Raw genomic sequence first — 19463 nt, forward strand, 5'->3', positions numbered from 1 at the left:
CGCAGCGCACTAGAGACATCTCCCGCAAGCGAGCGGCACCGGGACTGACAGTTATCCCACCCCACCCCCGCTAAATTCCCCGCCTCATACATCAAGAGGTGGGTTTACATGCCGCTCATACCGAAACAACTCGCGCTCGCCATGACCCTGATACTGGGAGCCACCAGCGCTCAATACGTCCAGGCACGAGGCGACATGGAGCCAGAGCAAGACACCGATGAGCCACTTTTCGTCCATCGGGGCAAGGCAGATGCGCCTATCAAACCAGCGTTCCACAGACCAGACTTCCGGTTCGCCAACCAGGCCGTCAGTCAGAATGCCCTGAGTGCCGCCCGTGCGCTCGACTCTACTGTGCAAGCAGCACTGGCCTCGGACGAGGTGGACTATGGGACAAAACAAGACATTAGACGGTATCTCTGGAGACTGAACGGACTGGAGCCGGGCCAATTGGGCGTGGTACTTGAACAGTTGGCGGGTAGCCAGAACGCCAACTTGGGCACCGCCACCCAAAACAACATGAGGCAGCTCAATGCCAGCCTGTTGTCGGCAATACGTCAGGTGGATGGCGACACCCAAGAAGGCGGGCGCGTGTGGTTCCAGGCCCTGGGTAATACCGGCAAGCTGGATGCTCAAGACGGCAACGACGGTTTGAAGCAACGTGACAAAGGGCTGTTGCTGGGTGCCGACTGGTCGATAGACCACGTCTGGCGGGCGGGTGCCGTCGGTGGCAAGTCTGACAGCGACCTGAGCGCCAAGCGCTTCAAGGGCGAAGTGGACAGCTGGCACCTCGGCGCGTATGGCGTTCGCCAGGACGGCCCCCTGGCGTTGCGCCTGGGGGCACTCTACAGCCGCCATGCTGGGCAGAATAAACGTGCCGTCGACGTCAACTTCCTGGACCATCGCGAAAACCTGACGGGCAGCTACAAAGCCCAGAGCCAGAACATTTTCGCCGAGACGGGTTATCAGATCGATACCGGCGGCTTGCGCGCCGAGCCCTTTGCCGGTGTAGGGTTCCAGCGTTATCACCGTGACCGCTTCCAGGAAAAGGGCGGCCATACCGCGCTGAACGTCGGCTCGCAGACCCAGCAAAACCTCAGCAGCACCTTCGGCCTCCGATTGACCAAAGACTTTAGCCTGGACAACCAACTGACCCTCACACCGCACCTGAGCACCAGTTGGAAACATCTGTATGGCAACGTCGACAGCAGCGTTCGCCAGTCGTTTGCATGGGAAGAAATCGCGAGTTTCACCGAAGGATTCACCATCGGTGGCACCTCCCTGGACCGTAACAGCCTGGCGATGCGCACCGGCCTGGACATGGCGCTGTCGAATGAACACAGCGTCGGCCTGACCTATTCCGCAGAGTTCGGCAGCAACAGTCGCAACCAGGGCTTGATGGGCCAGTGGGCAATGGCGTTCTAAGCCACGTGGGGGCCGGATAATCAGGCAAAAAAAAGGGGAGCACCTGCTCCCCCGAGGATTAAACGGTAGTGTCGAAGGCTGTATCAGCCTTCGATTTCAATCAGGATTTCGCCAGGGTTCACCCGGTCGCCCTTGGCCACGTGAACGGCAGTCACCTTGCCGGCAATCGCTGCCTGCACTTCGGTTTCCATCTTCATGGCCTCGGTGATCAGCACTGCCTGGCCGGCCTTGACCACGTCGCCTTCCTTGACCAACACGTCGACGATATTGCCTGGCATCGCGGTACTGACATGCCCTGGCTCGCTGGCCTGCTTGCGCTTGCTGCTGCCGCCGCCGACGAACTCATTGAGCGGTTCGAACACCACTTCTTCGGGCATGCCGTCGATGGACAGGTAGAAGTGGCGCTTGCCTTCGGCTTTCACGCCGACACCGGTGATGTCCACGCGGTAGCTTTCACCGTGCACGTCGATGACGAACTCGGTCGGCACGCCTTCGCCACCGGCACGGGCAACGCCGCCGGCTTCAGGGATTGGCAACAGCACTTCCGGGGCCAAGGTGCCGGCGTCGCGTTCTTCGAGGAACTTGCGGCCAATGTCCGGGAACATGGCGTAGGTCAGCACGTCTTCTTCGGACTTGGCCAGCGCGCCGATTTCACCGCGCAGCTTGGTCATCTCTGGCTTGAGCAAGTCGGCTGGGCGCACGTCGATCACTTCTTCGCTGCCGATGGCCTGGCGACGCAGCTTCTCGTTCACGGTGCCCGGCGCTTTGCCGTAGCCGCCTTGCAGGTACAGCTTCACTTCGTTGGTGATGGTCTTGTAACGCTCGCCGGCCAACACGTTGAAGAACGCCTGGGTGCCGACGATCTGCGACGTGGGCGTGACCAGTGGCGGGAAGCCAAGGTCTTCACGCACACGCGGGATTTCGGCCAGCACTTCGCTCATGCGGTTGAGCGCGCCCTGCTCTTTCAATTGGTTGGCCAGGTTGGAAATCATCCCGCCCGGGACCTGGTTGACTTGCACGCGGGTGTCGACGGCGGTGAATTCGCTTTCGAACTGGTGGTACTTCTTGCGCACGGCATAGAAGTACAGGCCGATCTCTTGCAGCAGCTCCAGGCTCAGGCCGGTGTCGAATTCGCTGCCCTTAAGGGCGGCGACCATCGACTCGGTGCCCGGGTGGCTGGTGCCCCAGGCGAAGCTGGAGATAGCGGTGTCGATATGGTCGGCACCGTTTTCGATGGCCTTGAGTTGGCACATCGCGGCCAAGCCGGCGGTGTCGTGGGAGTGGATGAAGATCGGCAGGTTCTGCTCGGCCTTCAACGCCTTGACCAGTTCGCCGGTGGCGTACGGCGTCAGCAGGCCAGCCATGTCCTTGATCGCGATCGAGTCGCAACCCATGGATTCCAACTGCTTGGCCTGGGCCACGAACGCTTCGATGGTGTGCACCGGGCTGGTGGTGTAGGCGATGGTGCCCTGGGCATGTTTGCCGGCCGCTTTCACCGCTTCGATGGCCACGCGCAGGTTACGCACGTCATTCATGGCGTCGAAGATGCGGAACACGTCGATACCGTTGACGGCGGCCTTGGCCACGAAGGCTTTGACCACGTCGTCGCTGTAGTGGCGGTAGCCCAGCAGGTTCTGGCCACGCAGCAGCATTTGCAGGCGGGTGTTAGGCAACGCGGCGCGCAGTTTGCGCAGGCGCTCCCACGGGTCTTCTTTCAAAAAACGTACGCAGGCGTCGAAGGTCGCGCCGCCCCACACTTCCAGGGACCAGTAGCCGACTTTGTCGAGCTTGTCGCAGATCGGCAGCATGTCGTCGGTGCGCATGCGAGTGGCCAGCAACGATTGGTGGGCGTCGCGCAGGATGGTGTCGGTGACAAAGATTTTCTTGGACATTGTTGTATTCCTCACAGGCCTGCGTGGGCGGCGATGGCGGCGGCGATGGCCAGGGCCAGCTCTTCGGGTTTGCGCTTGATCGAGTAGTTGGTCAGCTCAGGGTGGGCTTCAACGAAGCTGGTGTTGAACTGGCCACTGCGGAATTCCGGGTTGCGCAGGATTTCCTGATAGTACGCGGCGGTAGTCTTCACGCCTTGCAGGCGCATGTCGTCCAGGGCACGCAGGCCGCGGTCCATAGCTTCTTCCCAGGTCAACGCCCACACCACCAGTTTCAGGCACATGGAGTCGTAGAACGGCGGGATGGTGTAGCCGGTGTAGATCGCCGTGTCGGTGCGCACGCCGGGGCCGCCGGGCGCGTAGTAGCGGGTGATCTTGCCGAAGCTGGGAAGAAAGTTGTTTTTCGGGTCTTCGGCGTTGATGCGAAACTGCAACGCGAAACCACGGTGCTGGATGTCTTCCTGCTTCACCGACAGCGGCAGGCCCGAGGCGATGCGGATCTGTTCACGAACGATGTCGATCCCGGTGATTTCCTCGGTGATGGTGTGTTCCACCTGCACCCGGGTGTTCATCTCCATGAAGTACACCTCGCCCTCGGCGAGCAGGAACTCCACGGTGCCGGCGTTCTCGTAGCCCACGGCCTTGGCGGCGCGCACCGACAGGTCACCGATGTAGGCGCGCTGTTCAGGGGTCAACTGTGGGCTTGGGGCGATTTCGATGAGCTTCTGGTTGCGACGCTGGATCGAGCAATCGCGCTCGAACAGGTGCACCACGTTGCCAAAGCTGTCACCGAGGATCTGCGCCTCGATGTGCTTGGGATTGACGATGCATTTTTCCAGGAAGACTTCCGCCGAACCGAACGCCTTGGTGGCTTCGGAGATGACGCGGGGGAAGGCTTGTTCAAGTTCTTCGCGACTGTTGCAACGCCGAATCCCGCGACCGCCACCACCGGAAGTGGCCTTGAGCATCACCGGGTAACCGATGCGGTCGCCTTCGGTGAGGGCTTCGGCGATGTCGGCGACGTTGCCTTCGGTGCCTGGCGTAACCGGTACACCGGCCTTGATCATGCTGCGGCGCGCTTCGGTCTTGTCGCCCATGCGGCGGATCACTTCAGCGGACGGGCCGATGAACTTGATCCCACGCTCGGCGCAGATGTCTGCCAGCTCGGCGTTTTCCGACAGGAAACCGTAGCCGGGGTGCAATGCATCGCAGCCGGTTTCCACGGCCAGGTTCACCAACTTGCGCGGGTTCAGGTAACCGGCCAAAGGCTCGGCACCAATGCTGTGGGCTTCGTCGGCACGTTTAACGTGCAACGCGTGGCGGTCGGCGTCGGAATAGACCGCGACCGAGCGAATGCCCATCTCGGCGCAGGCACGCACGATTCGTACGGCAATTTCACCACGGTTGGCGATCAGGATCTTTTTTATCACTTGGAAATTCCCTTGAGCCGATTGCTGCGTTCTTCGACCCGCTGGAGCCGGGTCGGCGCGTGACTAAATGTTTCATGACAGTCGCGAGACACACACTAAGCCCCAGCAGGGATTAACAAAAATCAATAATTATTGGGTTGTGTATAAGTAAAGACTTATAGTCAGCGCATCACGGTCGGGGCAGGAATTTGAATTATGCGTAAGTCATTGATGCGTATGACATTGCGTCAATTGCAGATCTTCAACGAAGTGTGCGATTTGCGTTCATACAGCCGTGCCGCCGAGGAAATGTCCCTCACACAACCGGCCGTGAGCCTGCAAATTCGCCAGTTGGAAGAGCTGATCGGCCAGCCGCTGTTCGATTACGTCGGCAAAAAACTCTACATGACCGAGGCCGCCGAAGCGCTGCAAAGGGCCAGCCGCGATATATTCGGGCGCCTGGAAAACCTCGATATGCAGCTGTCGGACATGCAGGGTTCGCTGCAGGGCCAACTCAAGCTCGCGATTGAATCCAGTGCCAAATACTTCGTGCCGCACCTGTTTGCCGCGTTCAAGCGCCAGCACCCTGAAGTGCAACTGCACCTCACAGTGGTCAACCGCGCCCAGGTGATCCGGCGCCTCTCGGACAACCGTGACGACCTGGTGATCATGTCTATGGTGCCCCAGGACATGGGTCTGGAATTCCTGCCATTTCTCAATAATCCGATTGTCGCCGTGGCGCCGCCCGATCATCCGTTGAGCCTGCAGGGGCCGCTGCGCCTGCAAGACCTGGAGCCTTACACACTGTTGGTGCGCGAACCGGGCTCCGGCACGCGAATGGCCTGCGAGGAATATTTCAAGGAAAAACGCGTGCACTTCACCCAGACGGTAGAAGTGGCCTCGGCCGAGGCGCAACGTGAATGCGTCTGCGCAGGCCTGGGCGTGGCCTTGCTGACGCGCCATGCGGTGAACATGGAACTGGCCACCGGCGGGCTCAAGGAGCTGCCGGTGGAAGAACTGCCGCTGTACCGCAGTTGGTGCCTGGTGCAGGCCAAGGCCAAGCGCCTGTCACCGGTGGCCCATGCGTTCCTGGGCTTTATCCGCAGCGAACGGGTGCAGATCAGCGCGTTGGCTGAGCGCTTCGCTGGGCAGCCGCGGGCGCCTGCCAGTGGAGTTCTGGGTAGTCACTGATGCTCTGGAGCAGTTGGCGCTCCTGGCAACGGTCTTCGATCGCGCGACGGAACGCCATGCGGCGCTGGTCTTCCTGCTGACGACGGGTCTTTACCGCGCTGTTGCTGTCTTCGTAGGGACGGGCCATTTTGAGTCTCCCAATGCGAGTACGAGGGAGTTCAGGATCGGCTCGACGGATGACATGACGATGACAGCCTGGTGAAGATTCTGGACGCACAGAAGATGCAAATGTGGGAGGTGGCCAGCCCCCGATGGCCATAGGTATCTACACAACTCTTAAAGGCAGATACATAACGCTGTGGTGAGCGGGCTTGCCCCGCGCTGGGCTGCGCAGCAGCCCCAAAACGCTCACCTCGATTGATTCTGGCACTCAGCGGTGACCTTGTTGGGGCTGCTGCGCAGCCCAGCGCGGGGCAAGCCCGCTCACTACAACAGCTCATTTGACATAGATTCAGCATCCACGGAAAGTTGTGTAGATACCTATGGCCATCGGGGGCCGGCCCCCTCCCACATTTGGAACGAATGCAACCTTGAATCAGTCGTCGAGGGCTTTGACCGACTTGGGCGACAACCGCAGGCTACGCAAGCTGCGCTTCACGCTCTTGAGGTGGTTGACCAGGCTCGGCCCGCGCGCCATCGCCACGCCCATCGCCAACACGTCGATCACCACCAGATGGGCAATGCGCGAGGTCAGCGGGGTGTAGATCTCGGTGTCTTCATGTACGTCGATCGCCAGGTTGACCGTGGACAGTTCGGCCAATGGCGTCTGGCTCGGGCACAGGGTGATCAGCGACGCGCCGCTTTCACGCACCAGGTTGGCGGTGATCAGCAGGTCTTTGGAGCGGCCAGACTGGGAAATACAGATCGCCACGTCCGTCGGTTTCAAGGTCACCGCCGACATCGCCTGCATGTGCGGGTCGCTGTAGGCCGCCGCCGTCAGCAGCAGCCGGAAGAATTTATGCTGAGCATCCGCCGCCACCGCGCCGGACGCACCGAAGCCATAGAACTCCACACGCTGGGCCTGGGACATGGCCGTCACGGCCTTTTGCAGCTCAACGGGGTCGAGCTTCTCGCGCACTTCCATGAGGGTGTGCAAGGTGGTATCGAAGATCTTGAGGCTGTAGTCGGCGACGGAATCATCTTCGTGGATCGCAAACTGCCCGAAACTCGCGCCAGCAGCCAGGCTCTGGGCCAGCTTGAGTTTCAGGTCCTGGAACCCGGAGCAACCGATGGCGCGGCAGAAGCGCACGATGGTCGGCTCGCTGATGCCCACGCTGTGAGCCAGGTCGGCCATGGAACTGTGCATCACGGCCGCAGGGTCAAGCAGCACGTGATCGGCAACCTTGAGTTCCGATTTGCGTAACAGGTGGCGCGACTGGGCGATATGTTGCAACAGGTTCAAAGGACGGACTCTTGTTATTGGCAGGGCCAGGGGATGTAGCAAGCTTGTAGTTATACTACAAGAATTGTCGTTTTGCCCGTCTGACGCACCACTAAATCGCCCTGCTGCCCTCTGATTCAAAGGGCGAGAGCTTTGTAGCCACAGCGGCGGGGTCAGCGTCCCCAGGGAAAATCTGCATTTTGCCGTAACAAATCTGCCAAGCCTTCGGCCGGCATCGGCCGGCTGATCAAGTAACCCTGCACTTCGTCACAACGCTCAAACCGCAGGAAGTCCAGTTGCTGCTGATCTTCCACGCCTTCGGCCACGACCTTGAGCGCCAAGCCGTGGGCCATGGCGATGATCGCCCGGGTGATAGCCGCATCCTCGCGCCCCTGCCCGAGCCCACGGATAAACGTCTGGTCGATCTTCACGTAATCCACGGGGATGCGTTTGAGGTAGCTGAGGGACGAATAGCCCGTGCCAAAGTCGTCGATGGCCAGCTTCACCCCCAAGTCCCGCAGTTGTTGGAAGGTGGCGATGATGTGTTCGACGCTGTCGAGCAGTTGGCTCTCGGTCAGCTCCAACTCCAGGTATTGCGGGTCCAGCCCGGTCTCTTCCAACACCTGGCGCACCAGGCTGACCAACTTGCCCTGACGCAACTGGTGCACCGACAGGTTCACCGATACCCGAATCGGCGCCAGCCCCTGGCGCTGCCATTCGCAGGCTTGCCAGCAGGCCTGGCGCAACACGAATTCGCCCAGCGGCACGATCAGGCCCGTTTCTTCAGCCAGCCCGATAAAGTCGCAGGGCGGCACCATGCCCCATTGCGGATGCTCCCAGCGAATCAGCGCTTCGGCAGCATTGAGCTTGCCGGTGGCCAGGCACAGTTTCGGCTGGTAGAACACCGAAAGCTGGCGCTCGTCGATGGCTTTGCGCAGGTGGTTTTCCAACTGCAAGCGCTCTAGGGTACTGGCTTGCAGGCTGTCGGTGTAGAACTGGAAGTTATTGCCGCCCAGGTGCTTGGCGTGCTGCATGGCCATGTTCGATTGGCTGACCAACTCGGAAATTTCCCGCGCATTGTCTGGCAGCAGGCTGACACCCATCGAGGCGCTGACCACCAACTCATGCCCCTCCACCGTCACCGGCACCCGCAGTTTGGCCAGCAGCCGCGTGGCCACCCGCGCCAGACTCGACAAGTTGCCGTAGGCGTCGAACAACACGGCGAACTCATCACCGGACAGGCGCGCAATGGTGTCGGCTTCAGGCAACGCGTTGATCAACCGACGGGCCATTTTTTGCAGCAACTGGTCGGCCACTTCATGACCCAGGCTGTCATTGAGCAACTTGAAACGGTCGAGGTTGATATGCAGCAACGCCAGGCTGCGACCGCCCTGGCGTACGCGCTGGTGGGCTTCGCGCAACCGTTCGCGAAACAGCGAGCGGTTGGCCAGGCCGGTCAATTCGTCGTAGTGCGTGAGGTAGCGCATGCGCTCCTCGGACTCGCGCCGCGCCGACAGATCAGCGAAGAAGCCCACGATATGGCTGACTTTTCCGCGAACATCGCGTACCACATTCAGTTGCAGCCACTGCGGGTAGAGCTCGCCGTTCTTGCGGGTCTCCACCAACTCACCCTGCCAGGTGCCGTGGCTGAGCAACGCCTGGCGGATCACCGGGAAATGGCGCCGGGCATCCCGGCTGCTGGGTAGCTCCACCACGTTGCGACCGAGCATGTCGTCGATTTCAAAGCCCGTCACGCGGCTGAACGCCTGGTTGACCGCGATCAACGCGTAGTCCGGATCGAGGATCACAATGCCTTCGCTGGCGGCTTCGAATACCGTCGAGGCCAGCCGTTGCTGTTCCTCCAACGCTTTACCGGCACTGATGTCGCGGCGCGTGCCGAGCATTCGAATCACTCGCCCGCTGGGCGCACGCTCCACGGCGCGGCCACGGTCTTCGATCCACACCCAGTGCCCATCGCCATGGCGCACGCGGTACTCCACCTGGTAATCCTCGGTGCGCCCCTTCAAGTGCTCCACCAGCGCGCGCTTGAGCAGCGGCAAGTCATCGGGGTGCAGGCGCGGCTTGAGGTGGCCCAGCATGGCCGTGACGTACTCCGGCTCCAGGCCGAACAGCTCCTTGAGTTGGGTGTGGTGGACTTCATCGGTCTGCAGGTTCCAGTCCCACAGGCCCAATTCACTGGCTTGCAGGGCCATAGCCAGGCGCGCTTCACTTTTATTCAGGGCCAGGCTGGCAACGTCCAGTTCCTGGCTGCGTTGCGCCACACGGTCCTGCAGGCCTACCTGGGCTTCGCGCAATTCCTGCTCGACCTGGCGGCGCTGCTCGACTTCACGCACCAAATCCTGATTCAACTGCTCGCTGCGCTGCTGCGCCTGCTGAAGGTGTTCGATCAGCGCCTGGTTCTGGAAGCGTCGCAACAACCCGCGCTGGATCAGGCGGTTGACCTGCCACGCCACCAGGCTCAGGGACGCCAGCAGAATCAGGCCAAGCACGCCCCAGCCTTGTTGTTGCGGGGCACCGTTCCAGAAGAGATAGACAATCGCCGGCACCAGGCACGGCAACGCGAATGAAAGGAACGCCGGCAGGCTCACCGCATAGGCAACGCTGGCCGATAACGTCGCGGCGCCGATCAGGCCGAACACCCAGGCCTGTTGCATAAAGCTGTCCACCGGCACCAGGGCGATGGCGGCAGTGGCCAGGGTCAGGCCGCTGACCGCCGAACCGAGCATGAACATGCGCCGCCAGACCGGCTGGGCCTGGCGGCTGGGCATCGCCGAATCAAACGCCGCCACCTGGATCACGCGCATGGCCACCAGCGCCAGCAGCCACACCAGCCAGATGCTGTCGAGCAGGTATTGTTTGGGGTTCCACAGCAGCCAGGCGCAGACCAGGCCGTTGACCAACATTAACAAGGTGGGCAGCAACGAGCCTTGGTACAGCAGGCGCGTGCGCTCAACCGCCATCTCAGTGGCGTAGTGTTTGCGGATAACCTGCGCGGGGGCCATCGAGTGGCCGAGCAGGTCGGTGCTGAGGGTCATAGGCAATGTTCTTATAATGGTGAGCCCGAAACGTCGACGGAGCATACACAAGCAAGCGCTTGGGCCAAACTGCTCCATGTCATAAAAAATGCCCGGCCGCACACCGCAAAGCTTGGGGCCAGACAGCTTGAGCGAGACCCAGCGCGGGCTGCGGCCATTGACTGACCGGTCATCACCCCAGACAGAATGTTGAACCGGCCCGATCGCGCCGGTTATTTTCCATCGACCACCCGGCATTGGGATTTGCCCGACTCCCCCCAGCACCCTAGAATGCGCCGATGCGCGATGATCTCTCTCTTTTGCTGAACTCCCTCAACGATGCCCAACGCCAGGCCGTAGCGGCCCCCGTTGGCCGTCAGTTGGTCCTGGCCGGTGCTGGCTCCGGTAAAACCCGAGTGCTGGTGCACCGTATCGCCTGGTTGATCCAGGTCGAAAACGCGTCCCCGCATTCCATCCTGTCGGTGACGTTCACCAACAAGGCCGCTGCCGAGATGCGCCACCGCATCGAGCAGTTGATGGGCATCAGCCCGGCCGGCATGTGGGTCGGCACCTTCCACGGCCTGGCGCACCGCTTGTTGCGGGCGCATTGGCAGGAAGCCGGGCTCGCCCAGACCTTCCAGATCCTCGACAGCGATGACCAGCAACGCCTGGTCAAGCGGGTGATCCGCGAGCTGGGCCTCGACGAACAGCGTTGGCCGGTGCGTCAGGCGCAGTGGTTTATCAACGGCCAGAAAGACGAAGGCTTGCGCCCGCAACATATCCAGGCCAGCGGCGATTTGTTCCTGGCCACCATGCGCAGCATTTATGAAGCCTATGAGGCGGCCTGTGCACGCGCCGGCGTGATCGACTTCTCCGAACTGCTGCTGCGCGCCCTCGACCTGTGGCGCGACAACCCCGGTTTGCTGGCCCATTACCAGAAACGTTTCCGGCACATCCTGGTGGACGAGTTCCAGGACACCAACGCCGTGCAGTACGCCTGGTTGCGCCTGCTGGCCAAGGGCGGCGACAGCCTGATGGTCGTGGGTGACGACGATCAGTCGATCTATGGCTGGCGCGGCGCGAAAATCGAGAACATCTACCAGTATTCCGACGACTTCCCGGACGCGATCACCATCCGCCTGGAGCAGAACTACCGCTCTACTGCCGGTATCCTCAAGGCCGCCAACGCCTTGATCGCCAACAACACCGGGCGCATGGGTAAAGAACTGTGGACCGACGGCGGTGAGGGCGAAGCAATCAACCTGTATGCCGCCTTCAACGAGCACGATGAAGCGCGCTACGTGGTGGAAACCATCGAAAGCGCGTTGAAAACCGGCCTGGCGCGCAGCGATATCGCGATCCTGTACCGTTCAAACGCCCAATCGCGGGTATTGGAAGAAGCCTTGCTGCGCGAGCGCATCCCGTACCGCATCTATGGCGGCCAGCGCTTCTTCGAGCGGGCGGAAATCAAGAACGCCATGGCCTACCTGCGCTTGCTGGAAGGTCGAGGCAACGATGCGGCGCTGGAGCGGGTGATCAATATCCCGGCCCGTGGCATCGGCGAAAAAACCGTCGAAGCGATCCGCGACCACGCGCGCCACGCCGATGTGTCGATGTGGGAAGCGATGCGCCTGCTCATCGCCAACAAAGGCCTGACCGGCCGCGCTGCCGGTGCGCTGGGTGTGTTTGTCGAGCTGATCGAGAACCTCGCCGCCAAGTGCCTGGAAATGCCCCTGCATTTGATGACCCAGACCGTGATCGAGCAGTCCGGGCTGATTGCCTACCACGAAGCGGAAAAAGGCGAGAAAGGCCAGGCCCGGGTAGAAAACCTTGAGGAACTGGTCAGCGCCGCCCGTGCGTTCGAAAACACCGAGGAAGACGAAGAGCTGACCCCGCTCGCGGCCTTCCTCGGCCATGCTTCGCTGGAAGCCGGCGACACCCAGGCCGATGAGCATGAAGACAGCGTCCAGCTGATGACCTTGCACAGCGCCAAAGGCCTGGAGTTTCCGTACGTGTTCCTGGTGGGCATGGAAGAAGGCCTGTTCCCCCACAAGATGAGCCTGGAAGAGCCCGGTCGCCTTGAGGAAGAACGGCGCCTGGCCTACGTGGGTATCACCCGGGCGATGCAGAACCTGGTGATGACCTACGCCGAGACCCGACGCCTGTACGGCAGCGAGACCTACAACAAGGTGTCGCGCTTCGTACGTGAAGTACCGAAGGGCCTGATCCAGGAAGTGCGCCTGTCCAACAGCGTCAGCCGCCCGTTCGGCGGTGGCCAGCAGCAAAACTCCAGCAACATGTTCGCCGGCTCCGAGATTCCGCAAACCCAGTTCAGCCTTGGCCAGCAGGTCAGGCACTCGGTCTTCGGCGAGGGGGTGATCCTCAACTTCGAAGGCGCTGGGGCCCAGGCGCGGGTGCAGGTGAACTTCGCCGAAGGCAGCAAGTGGCTGATGATGGGTTACGCGAAACTCGAAGCCGTCTGAAACATTTGCCTACATGAAGCTTATTGGCCCGCTCTTGTTTTTAACGAGTGCGGGCCAATATCTTTGATTAGTCCTACAGACCCTTCGGAATCGGTCTTACGCAAAAGCCCGAAACATTATGTCGCTAGCCACTGTCATTACACCTGTGCAACATGGCGCGCGTGCAATCCACAAATGGGAATTCCCTTTATGAAACGTTTTCTTAGCATCGCCATGGCGTTGTGCATCGGCCTGACGATGAGCCTCGACGCCAACGCCAAACGCTTCGGTGGCGGCAAAAGCTCTGGCGCGGCACCGACTCACCAGACCAGCCAAATGGCGCCATCCGCGGGTGCGGGCGGTGCTGCGGCTACCGCAGGCGCAGCCGGTGCTGCTGGCGCTGCTGCCAAGGCCGGCGGTGCTTCGCGCTGGCTGGGCCCTCTGGCCGGTATCGCGGCCGGTGGCCTGCTCGCGTCCATGTTCATGGGCGGCGGCTTCCAGGGCATGCAGATCTTCGACATGTTGATCCTGGCGGTCATCGCGTTTGTGATCTTCCGCTTTATCGCGGCCCGTCGTCGCAAGCAGCAGGAGCACATGGCTCCAGCCGGCGCGCCGATGCAGCGTGAAGTGTTCGAGCAAAAACCCGCCATGGGTTCGATCTTCGGTGGTTCGCCAGCCCCTGCTGCGGCCCGTCCGGTGATCAACGCTCCAGCCTGGTTCAACGAAGAGCGTTTCGTCGAAGCGGCCCGCAACCACTTCCAGTCCCTGCAGCAACACTGGGACGCCAACGAAATGGACAAGATCGCCGAGTTCGTGACCCCGCAACTGCTGGAGTTCCTCAAGCGCGAACGCGCCGAGATCGGCGATGCGTTCCAGTCGACCTACATCGACGACCTGCGCGTGCAGCTGGAAGGTGTGGATGACCGCGCCGACAAGACCATCGCCACCCTGACCTTCAGCGGCGTGTCGAAGACCTCGCGCTTCGACCAGGGCGAAGTGTTCAGCGAAAGCTGGAACATGGAACGCCCGCAAGGCGACAACCAGCCTTGGCTGGTCGCCGGTATCCGCCAGAACGGCTGATACCCACGCGCTTGAGCTAGCCGTAACAAAAAACCCCGGACATGCCTCATGTCCGGGGTTTTCTATTTCACGGTTGCACTTATAGCGAGCTACTGTATAAAACGCCCCTATTAACCGCGCCATCTAGCAAGAGGATCCCGGCCGTGGAAGAAATCATCGAACAATTGCGTGAAGCCAACGAACCGGTCCCGGTTCCTCTGGAACTGCCTGACGAAGACCAGATCGTAGAAATCGAAGAACAGCTGTTCATCGATATCCCATTTGTCTTCCGTGAATTCCTGCTGACCGTCAGCGACGTGGTGTACGGCAGCCTGGAGCCGGTGACCGTCACCGACCCGCAGTCCCACACCTACCTGCCGGACGTGGCCGCCAACGCCTGGGATGCCGGGATTGACCGCAGCATGATCCCGATCTGCCAGGACGGCGACGACTACTACTGTGTCGAAGAAGACGGCACCGTGGTGCTGTGGTCGGCCGAAGAAGAACTCGTCACCGAGGAAACCTGGGAATCGGTGTGGCACTGGGCGCGGGACGTCTGGCTGGAAAGCTGATACTCCCAACTGAATGGGCAATTGTGGTGAGGGAGCTTGCTCCCGTTGGGCTGCAAAGCAGCCCCGTCCAAGCCCATCAGTGCTCCGGCGTATCCTTGTGGTTATCCAGCGTCTCCAGCAAGGCCACCTGCATCCGCGTATGCACACGGATGAACCAGCGCCAGAGTACGGCCGCCACCGCAGCCGTGACCACGGCAATCAGTACCAGCAACTTGTTGGTCGGCAGAATACTGGCCGACAAGGCTGCCAATAGCAGGAAAATCACCAGCAACGACAGAATCGGGATCAGCTCGGCAATCACTCGCCGCACCCGCTGGGTATGCCGCCCGGCCATTTCCGGCTTCACGCTCATCTCTGCCAGCAACATCGACAGCGCCTTGAGCTTGCGGTACGCCGCGATCAAAAACGGCAGCGACAACAGCAACGCCCCACCCCAGATCAACGCCTTCTGCCAGCTTGGATCGCTGATCCAACCCTCCAGATACCCACCAATGCGCGCCGCAAAAAAGCTGCCGGCGAAGAAAATCGCGATCACCAGCGCCAAGTTCACGCCTACTTGCAGGATGATTCTGCGGATCATCGACGCCAGCATCGCGCCCTCGCCCTGAGGCTGAATGCTGCGCAACCACTCGCCATACATGCCGAACACCCGGCTCATGCGCTTGGGCATCACGGCGGCAATCTTCAACGACAGCGGGTCGGCACCGCGAATCAGGTACGGCGTGAGCAGTGTGGTAATCGCCGAAACGGCCACCGCCACCGGATACAGGAAGTCACTGGTCACCTGCAAGGTCATGCCCAGCGCGGCGATGATGAAGGAAAACTCACCAATCTGTGACAGCCCCATCCCCACGCGCAGTGAGGTGCGGCCGTCATTACCGGCGATAAATGCGCCCAAGCCGCAGGACAACATCTTGCCCAGCACCACCGCCACGGTGATCACCGCGATCGGCCAGGCGTATTGCAGCAGGATCTGTGGGTCGATCATCAAGCCAATGGCCACGAAGAAGATTGCACTGAACATGTCACGAACCGGTTCGATCAGGCGCTCGATCTTAATCAATTGCTTGGATTCGGCCATGATCGCGCCGATCAGGAAAGCGCCCAGCACCATGCTGTATTCAAGCTTGACCACCAACAGGCAGAAACCGAAACACAGGCCCAATACGGTGATCAGCAGCATCTCGTTGCTTTCAAACTTGGCCACGTAGGCCAGCAGGCGCGGCACCAGCAGGATGCCAATCACCAAGGCCACGATCATGAACAGCGAGAGCTTGCCGACCGTGGAGAACACCTCGCCGGAGCTCACCGTGCCGCTGACGGCGATGCTCGAAAGCAAGGCGATGATGCCGATGCCCAGGATGTCCTCGACGATCAGCACGCCAAAAATCAGCTGCGCGAAGCGCTGGTTTTTCATCTTCAGGTCATTGAGCGCCTTGACGATGATGGTGGTCGACGAGATCGCCAGGATCGCGCCGAGGAACAGCGAATCCATGGTGTTCCAGTCGAACCAGCGGCCGATTTCATAGCCGATCCAGATCATCAGGATGATTTCCAGGAAGGCCGCGATAAACGCCGTGGCGCCCACCTTGAACAGCTTGCGCAGGCTGAACTCCAGGCCCAGGCAGAACATCAGGAAGATCACCCCCAGTTCGGCCAGGGTCTTGATAGTGTCTTCGTCGTGGATCAGGCCGAACGGTGGGGTGTGGGGGCCGATGATGAAGCCGGCGACGATGTAGCCCAGCACCACGGGTTGCTTGAGCCGGTGAAACAGGATGGTGACGACCCCTGCCACCAGCATGATCACGGCCAAGTCCTGGATAAAGCTGATGGCGTGCATGGCGAGGGACTCCTTGAGGGTACTGGCGCTTTTCCCACTTCCGTCCGCGCACATGAAAAGTCGCAAAGAGCGGAAGGAAAAGTCTGCCTTAATCGTAAGAAATGCCCTGAGATGGGCTTTTGAAGGTTAACACCGCGACTTCCACCGGAAAGCCGGTGCAATATATGGAAACAGATCGGTCCGGGCGTGACGGCAAGCCGCCCACCGGCGTCCCGTAAGGGATGGCGCTGCAAAGATTCCAGCACCCGCAGAGGTGCCCCCCCAACCAATGCCTACAACCCGTGAGTGTGCTATGGAACCCGGAAACGCCCAGCTGTCGATGACGGTATTGATGACCCCTGACATGGCCAACTTCTCAGGCAATGTCCACGGCGGCACCCTGCTCAAGTACCTCGACGAAGTGGCCTACGCCTGCGCGAGCCGTTACGCCGGTCGCTATGTGGTGACGTTGTCGGTGGACCAGGTGATTTTCCGCGAGCCGATCCATGTCGGCGAACTGGTGACGTTCCTTGCATCGGTCAACTACACCGGCAATACGTCGATGGAAGTGGGCATCAAGGTGGTGACCGAGAACATCCGCGAGCGCTCGGTGCGTCATACCAACAGCTGCTTCTTCACCATGGTGGCCGTGGACGACCAGCGCAAACCGGCCGCGGTGCCGCCGCTGCAACCCCACAACAGCGAAGACAAGCGCCGGTTCGTGCAGGCCCAGCAACGCCGGCAGATTCGCCAGGAGCTGGAAAAGCGCTACCAGGAAATCAAGGCTGACGCGCTGTAAGTCCAGAGCTGCAAACCGGGTCAAATGTGGGAGGGGGCGTGCCCCCTCCCACATTGGGCTTTGTGTACTTATAGGCCGATCGGGGTGGCTTCAAAACGTACGCGCGGATGGGCGATACGGTCCTGGGCGCGCACCAACTCCAACTCATAACTGGCACACGCCTGGGTTTCCAGCAGCACTTCGTGTACCGCCGCTGCGGTGAACTCAAAAGCGGCCAGCAGGCTGTCGCCCAACAACACCCGCGCCAGGAACAGCCCCGACGTCAGGTCGCCTACGCCCACCGGTTGGCGCGGGAACGCCAGCAGCGGACGACGCAGGTGCCAGCTGCCGTCGGCGGTCACCAATAGCATCTCGAAACCCTCCGGCAACTTGCCTGGATAATCCAGGTGCTTGACCAGCACGGCCTTGGGCCCGCGTGCCAGCAACGCCTTGGCCATGCTCAGGCAATCGAACAGCGACTGCGGCTTACGCCCGGCAAAGCTGTCCAGTTCCAGTTGGTTGGGGCACAGGAAGTCGGCCATCGCCGCCGCTTCATCCAGCAGGAAATCACTGACTTCCTGGGGCACGATGCAGCCTTTTTCCGGATGGCCCATCACCGGGTCGCACAGGTACAAGGCCTTGGGGTTGATGGCTTTGATCCGCGCCACACCGGTGAGAATCGCCCGGCCCTGGTCCGCGCTGCCCAGGTAACCGGACAGCACCGCATCGCAGTTGCCCAGCTCGCCGATGGCGGCAATGCCTTCCACCAGCGCCGGAATTTGCTGCGGCGCCAACACTTCGCCCGCCCACTGGCCATACTGGGTGTGGTTGGAGAACTGCACCGTGTTCAGCGGCCAGACGTTCACCCCGACCCGCTGCATGGGGAACACGGCGGCGCTGTTTCCGGCGTGGCCAAAGACCACATGAGACTGGATCGCAAGCAGATGAGGTGTGCGTTTCATGCAGGGGATTTCCGTAAAGCCATTGAAATTCTGGCCGCGCAGTATGCGACTAAACGCAGCCTGTACGACAGACCGGCGACACAGTTAAGCTGCTCTCACTTTGTTGGAGTTTTTCGCATGCTGACCCTGGGAAACATCTTCGTGTTGATGCTGCTGGCGACCGGCGCCGCCTGGGTTTGGCACAACCACGGCCTGCGCGAGCGGGCGCTGGCGCGGGTCAAGCAGCATTGCGCCAAACTCGATATCGAGTTGCTCGACGGCGCGGTGGCGTTGAAGCGCATCGGTTTTGTGAAGGATGGCAACGGTCGGCGGCGCCTGGCGCGGATCTACAACTTCGAATTCACCGTCACGGGCGAGTCCCGCCACAGCGGGACCATCACTCAATTCGGCGCCCACAGCGCACAGATCGAACTGGCGCCCTACCCGTTCGAAGCCAAGGAGGCGCTGCCCAGCGCCGAAGTGATCGAGCTGAGCCAGTGGCGCCAGGATCACGCGACCAAGAACCGTCAGTAACGGCAGTCGGCCAGCGCGGCCTGCAACGCGGCCACGTCCTGAGGTGCGCTGAAGATCAGTTCGATACGTGAGTCGCGGCGCCATTCGCTGGGCTGCCAGGTGAGCGAACTGTTATCCACAGCGTTGATGCAAAGCCACGTATCACGGCTGTGGATAACCAGCTTGGCGCGGCGCCACTCAAGGCCTGCCAGCCACTGAGCCAGACGCCGGGTATCGAATTGCTGGCTGGGATGCCAGCGCCAACCGATGCTCCAACCGCCCTCCTGGTCCTGGCTCAGACAAATCGGCAACGCTGGGCTGCTCCAGACGGCAGGCATCTGCGCCAAGCCTGTGGGCGCCTCGAACTTATCCACAGCTTCGCGCCCTGTTGCTTGCAAACCTGGCAACTGCGCCAGCGGCAACTGCGCTTGGCGGGTCCAGTAACGCGGGCAATCGGGCAACTGCCGCTCCACGACCTGGCGCTGTGCAGCGTCCAGCATCTCATCCTTGTTCAATACCACAAGCCCGGCACTGGCCAGCGCCTCTTGCTGCGCCTGCGGCAAGGGTTTCCCCGCAGCGAGCGCTTGGGCATCCAACACCAGCACACAGGGCTGAACCGCCAGCACCGTCTGCCACGGCGCCTCGCGCAACTGTTTGAGCAACTGCGCCGGATGGCCCAGGCCCGAAGGTTCGATAAACAAACGATCCGGCTTGGCCTTACGCAGCAGTCGGCCCAGGCCTACCTGGAACGGTGCACCATTCACACAACACAGGCAGCCACCGGCCACTTCGCCCAGGGCAATGCCGTCGGCGTCCTGGGTCAGCAGCGCGGCGTCCAGGCCGATCTGCCCAAACTCGTTGATCAACACCGCCCAGCGCTCGTTGGCCGGGCGTTGGGCCAGCAGGTGCTTGATCAGGCTGGTCTTGCCGGCGCCCAAGGGCCCGGCAATCACGTGGGTGGGAATGTTCTGCAGCATCAGGGGCATCGTTCA

15 protein-coding genes are annotated in these 19463 nt (G+C 61.3%); 7 read left to right on the forward strand and 8 right to left on the reverse strand.

The window, feature by feature from the left end:
• Nucleotides 1-108 precede the first annotated feature (108 nt).
• Nucleotides 109-1422 carry an autotransporter outer membrane beta-barrel domain-containing protein gene (locus PspS35_RS29585; protein WP_159937894.1) on the forward strand — a complete coding sequence of 438 codons (1314 nt, stop codon included), beginning with the start codon at nucleotides 109-111 and terminating at the stop codon, nucleotides 1420-1422.
• 83 nt (nucleotides 1423-1505) lie between these two features.
• On the opposite strand, the gene oadA is transcribed toward PspS35_RS29585, so the two are convergent.
• The gene (gene oadA / locus PspS35_RS29590) at nucleotides 1506-3314 is read right to left on the reverse strand and encodes a sodium-extruding oxaloacetate decarboxylase subunit alpha (RefSeq protein ID WP_159937895.1); all 1809 of its coding nucleotides are present in this window, start codon (nucleotides 3312-3314) and stop codon (nucleotides 1506-1508) included.
• Between the two features lie 11 nt (nucleotides 3315-3325).
• The gene (locus PspS35_RS29595) at nucleotides 3326-4741 is read right to left on the reverse strand and encodes an acetyl-CoA carboxylase biotin carboxylase subunit (RefSeq protein ID WP_049710865.1); all 1416 of its coding nucleotides are present in this window, start codon (nucleotides 4739-4741) and stop codon (nucleotides 3326-3328) included.
• A 195-nt stretch (nucleotides 4742-4936) separates the two neighbouring features.
• Here PspS35_RS29595 and PspS35_RS29600 point away from each other — a divergent pair, with 195 nt between their 5' ends.
• Complete coding sequence (locus PspS35_RS29600) at nucleotides 4937-5911, forward strand: LysR family transcriptional regulator (RefSeq protein WP_159937896.1); 975 nt, start codon at nucleotides 4937-4939, stop codon at nucleotides 5909-5911.
• Here the strand turns inward: PspS35_RS29600 and PspS35_RS29605 are convergent.
• The 3 genes from PspS35_RS29605 to PspS35_RS29615 form a co-directional block, all read right to left on the reverse strand.
• Nucleotides 5841-6038, reverse strand: a complete 198-nt coding sequence (locus PspS35_RS29605; RefSeq protein WP_159937897.1) for a hypothetical protein — start codon at nucleotides 6036-6038, stop codon at nucleotides 5841-5843. The genes PspS35_RS29600 and PspS35_RS29605 overlap by 71 nt on opposite strands.
• 408 nt (nucleotides 6039-6446) lie before the next feature.
• Nucleotides 6447-7313 (reverse strand): transcriptional regulator HexR, encoded by an 867-nt coding sequence (hexR, locus tag PspS35_RS29610; RefSeq protein WP_003177007.1) that lies wholly within the window; start codon nucleotides 7311-7313, stop codon nucleotides 6447-6449.
• A 152-nt stretch (nucleotides 7314-7465) separates the two neighbouring features.
• Nucleotides 7466-10348, reverse strand: a complete 2883-nt coding sequence (locus PspS35_RS29615; RefSeq protein WP_159937898.1) for an EAL domain-containing protein — start codon at nucleotides 10346-10348, stop codon at nucleotides 7466-7468.
• 278 nt (nucleotides 10349-10626) lie between these two features.
• Between PspS35_RS29615 and uvrD the strand changes: the two genes are divergently transcribed.
• The 3 genes from uvrD (at nucleotide 10627) to PspS35_RS29630 (ending at nucleotide 14420) form a co-directional block, all read left to right on the forward strand.
• Nucleotides 10627-12810, forward strand: a complete 2184-nt coding sequence (uvrD, locus tag PspS35_RS29620; protein ID WP_159937899.1) for a DNA helicase II — start codon at nucleotides 10627-10629, stop codon at nucleotides 12808-12810.
• A 189-nt stretch (nucleotides 12811-12999) separates the two neighbouring features.
• A complete protein-coding gene (locus tag PspS35_RS29625; protein ID WP_159937900.1) occupies nucleotides 13000-13869 on the forward strand; it encodes a Tim44 domain-containing protein in 870 nt (289 codons plus the stop codon).
• Nucleotides 13870-14012: 143 nt separating this feature from the next.
• On the forward strand, nucleotides 14013-14420 hold the full coding sequence (locus PspS35_RS29630) for an SMI1/KNR4 family protein (RefSeq protein ID WP_159937901.1): 408 nt from the start codon (nucleotides 14013-14015) through the stop codon (nucleotides 14418-14420).
• 76 nt (nucleotides 14421-14496) lie between these two features.
• Here PspS35_RS29630 and PspS35_RS29635 read toward each other — a convergent pair whose 3' ends face one another.
• Nucleotides 14497-16260 carry a cation:proton antiporter gene (locus tag PspS35_RS29635; protein WP_159937902.1) on the reverse strand — a complete coding sequence of 588 codons (1764 nt, stop codon included), beginning with the start codon at nucleotides 16258-16260 and terminating at the stop codon, nucleotides 14497-14499.
• A gap of 292 nt (nucleotides 16261-16552) precedes the next feature.
• On the opposite strand from PspS35_RS29635, the gene PspS35_RS29640 reads away from it, so the two are divergent.
• Complete coding sequence (locus PspS35_RS29640; protein WP_003177014.1) at nucleotides 16553-17038, forward strand: acyl-CoA thioesterase; 486 nt, start codon at nucleotides 16553-16555, stop codon at nucleotides 17036-17038.
• A 68-nt stretch (nucleotides 17039-17106) separates the two neighbouring features.
• Here PspS35_RS29640 and pdxY read toward each other — a convergent pair whose 3' ends face one another.
• Entirely contained in the window at nucleotides 17107-17979 is an 873-nt protein-coding gene (gene pdxY, locus PspS35_RS29645; RefSeq protein ID WP_159937903.1) for a pyridoxal kinase PdxY, read from the reverse strand.
• Between the two features lie 117 nt (nucleotides 17980-18096).
• On the opposite strand from pdxY, the gene PspS35_RS29650 reads away from it, so the two are divergent.
• Nucleotides 18097-18492 carry a DUF3301 domain-containing protein gene (locus tag PspS35_RS29650; protein ID WP_159937904.1) on the forward strand — a complete coding sequence of 132 codons (396 nt, stop codon included), beginning with the start codon at nucleotides 18097-18099 and terminating at the stop codon, nucleotides 18490-18492.
• On the opposite strand, the gene PspS35_RS29655 is transcribed toward PspS35_RS29650, so the two are convergent.
• Nucleotides 18486-19448, reverse strand: coding sequence for a CobW family GTP-binding protein (locus tag PspS35_RS29655; RefSeq protein ID WP_159937905.1), 963 nt, complete (start codon nucleotides 19446-19448; stop codon nucleotides 18486-18488). The two genes, PspS35_RS29650 and PspS35_RS29655, sit on opposite strands and share 7 nt — an antisense overlap.
• Nucleotides 19449-19463 lie beyond the last annotated feature (15 nt).

The organism is Pseudomonas sp. S35 (assembly GCF_009866765.1).
Classification (GTDB): domain Bacteria; phylum Pseudomonadota; class Gammaproteobacteria; order Pseudomonadales; family Pseudomonadaceae; genus Aquipseudomonas.

Bases quoted from the DNA above. Each gene is read 5' to 3' on its own strand.
- PspS35_RS29585 (WP_159937894.1), top strand. From the start codon at position 109: ATGCCGCTCATACCGAAACAACTCGCGCTCGCCATGACCCTGATACTG.
- oadA (WP_159937895.1), bottom strand. From the start codon at position 3,314: ATGTCCAAGAAAATCTTTGTCACCGACACCATCCTGCGCGACGCCCAC.
- PspS35_RS29600 (WP_159937896.1), top strand. From the start codon at position 4,937: ATGCGTAAGTCATTGATGCGTATGACATTGCGTCAATTGCAGATCTTC.
- PspS35_RS29605 (WP_159937897.1), bottom strand. From the start codon at position 6,038: ATGGCCCGTCCCTACGAAGACAGCAACAGCGCGGTAAAGACCCGTCGT.
- PspS35_RS29615 (WP_159937898.1), bottom strand. From the start codon at position 10,348: ATGACCCTCAGCACCGACCTGCTCGGCCACTCGATGGCCCCCGCGCAG.
- uvrD (WP_159937899.1), top strand. From the start codon at position 10,627: ATGCGCGATGATCTCTCTCTTTTGCTGAACTCCCTCAACGATGCCCAA.
- PspS35_RS29625 (WP_159937900.1), top strand. From the start codon at position 13,000: ATGAAACGTTTTCTTAGCATCGCCATGGCGTTGTGCATCGGCCTGACG.
- PspS35_RS29635 (WP_159937902.1), bottom strand. From the start codon at position 16,260: ATGCACGCCATCAGCTTTATCCAGGACTTGGCCGTGATCATGCTGGTG.
- PspS35_RS29640 (WP_003177014.1), top strand. From the start codon at position 16,553: ATGGAACCCGGAAACGCCCAGCTGTCGATGACGGTATTGATGACCCCT.
- pdxY (WP_159937903.1), bottom strand. From the start codon at position 17,979: ATGAAACGCACACCTCATCTGCTTGCGATCCAGTCTCATGTGGTCTTT.
- PspS35_RS29650 (WP_159937904.1), top strand. From the start codon at position 18,097: ATGCTGACCCTGGGAAACATCTTCGTGTTGATGCTGCTGGCGACCGGC.
- PspS35_RS29655 (WP_159937905.1), bottom strand. From the start codon at position 19,448: ATGCTGCAGAACATTCCCACCCACGTGATTGCCGGGCCCTTGGGCGCC.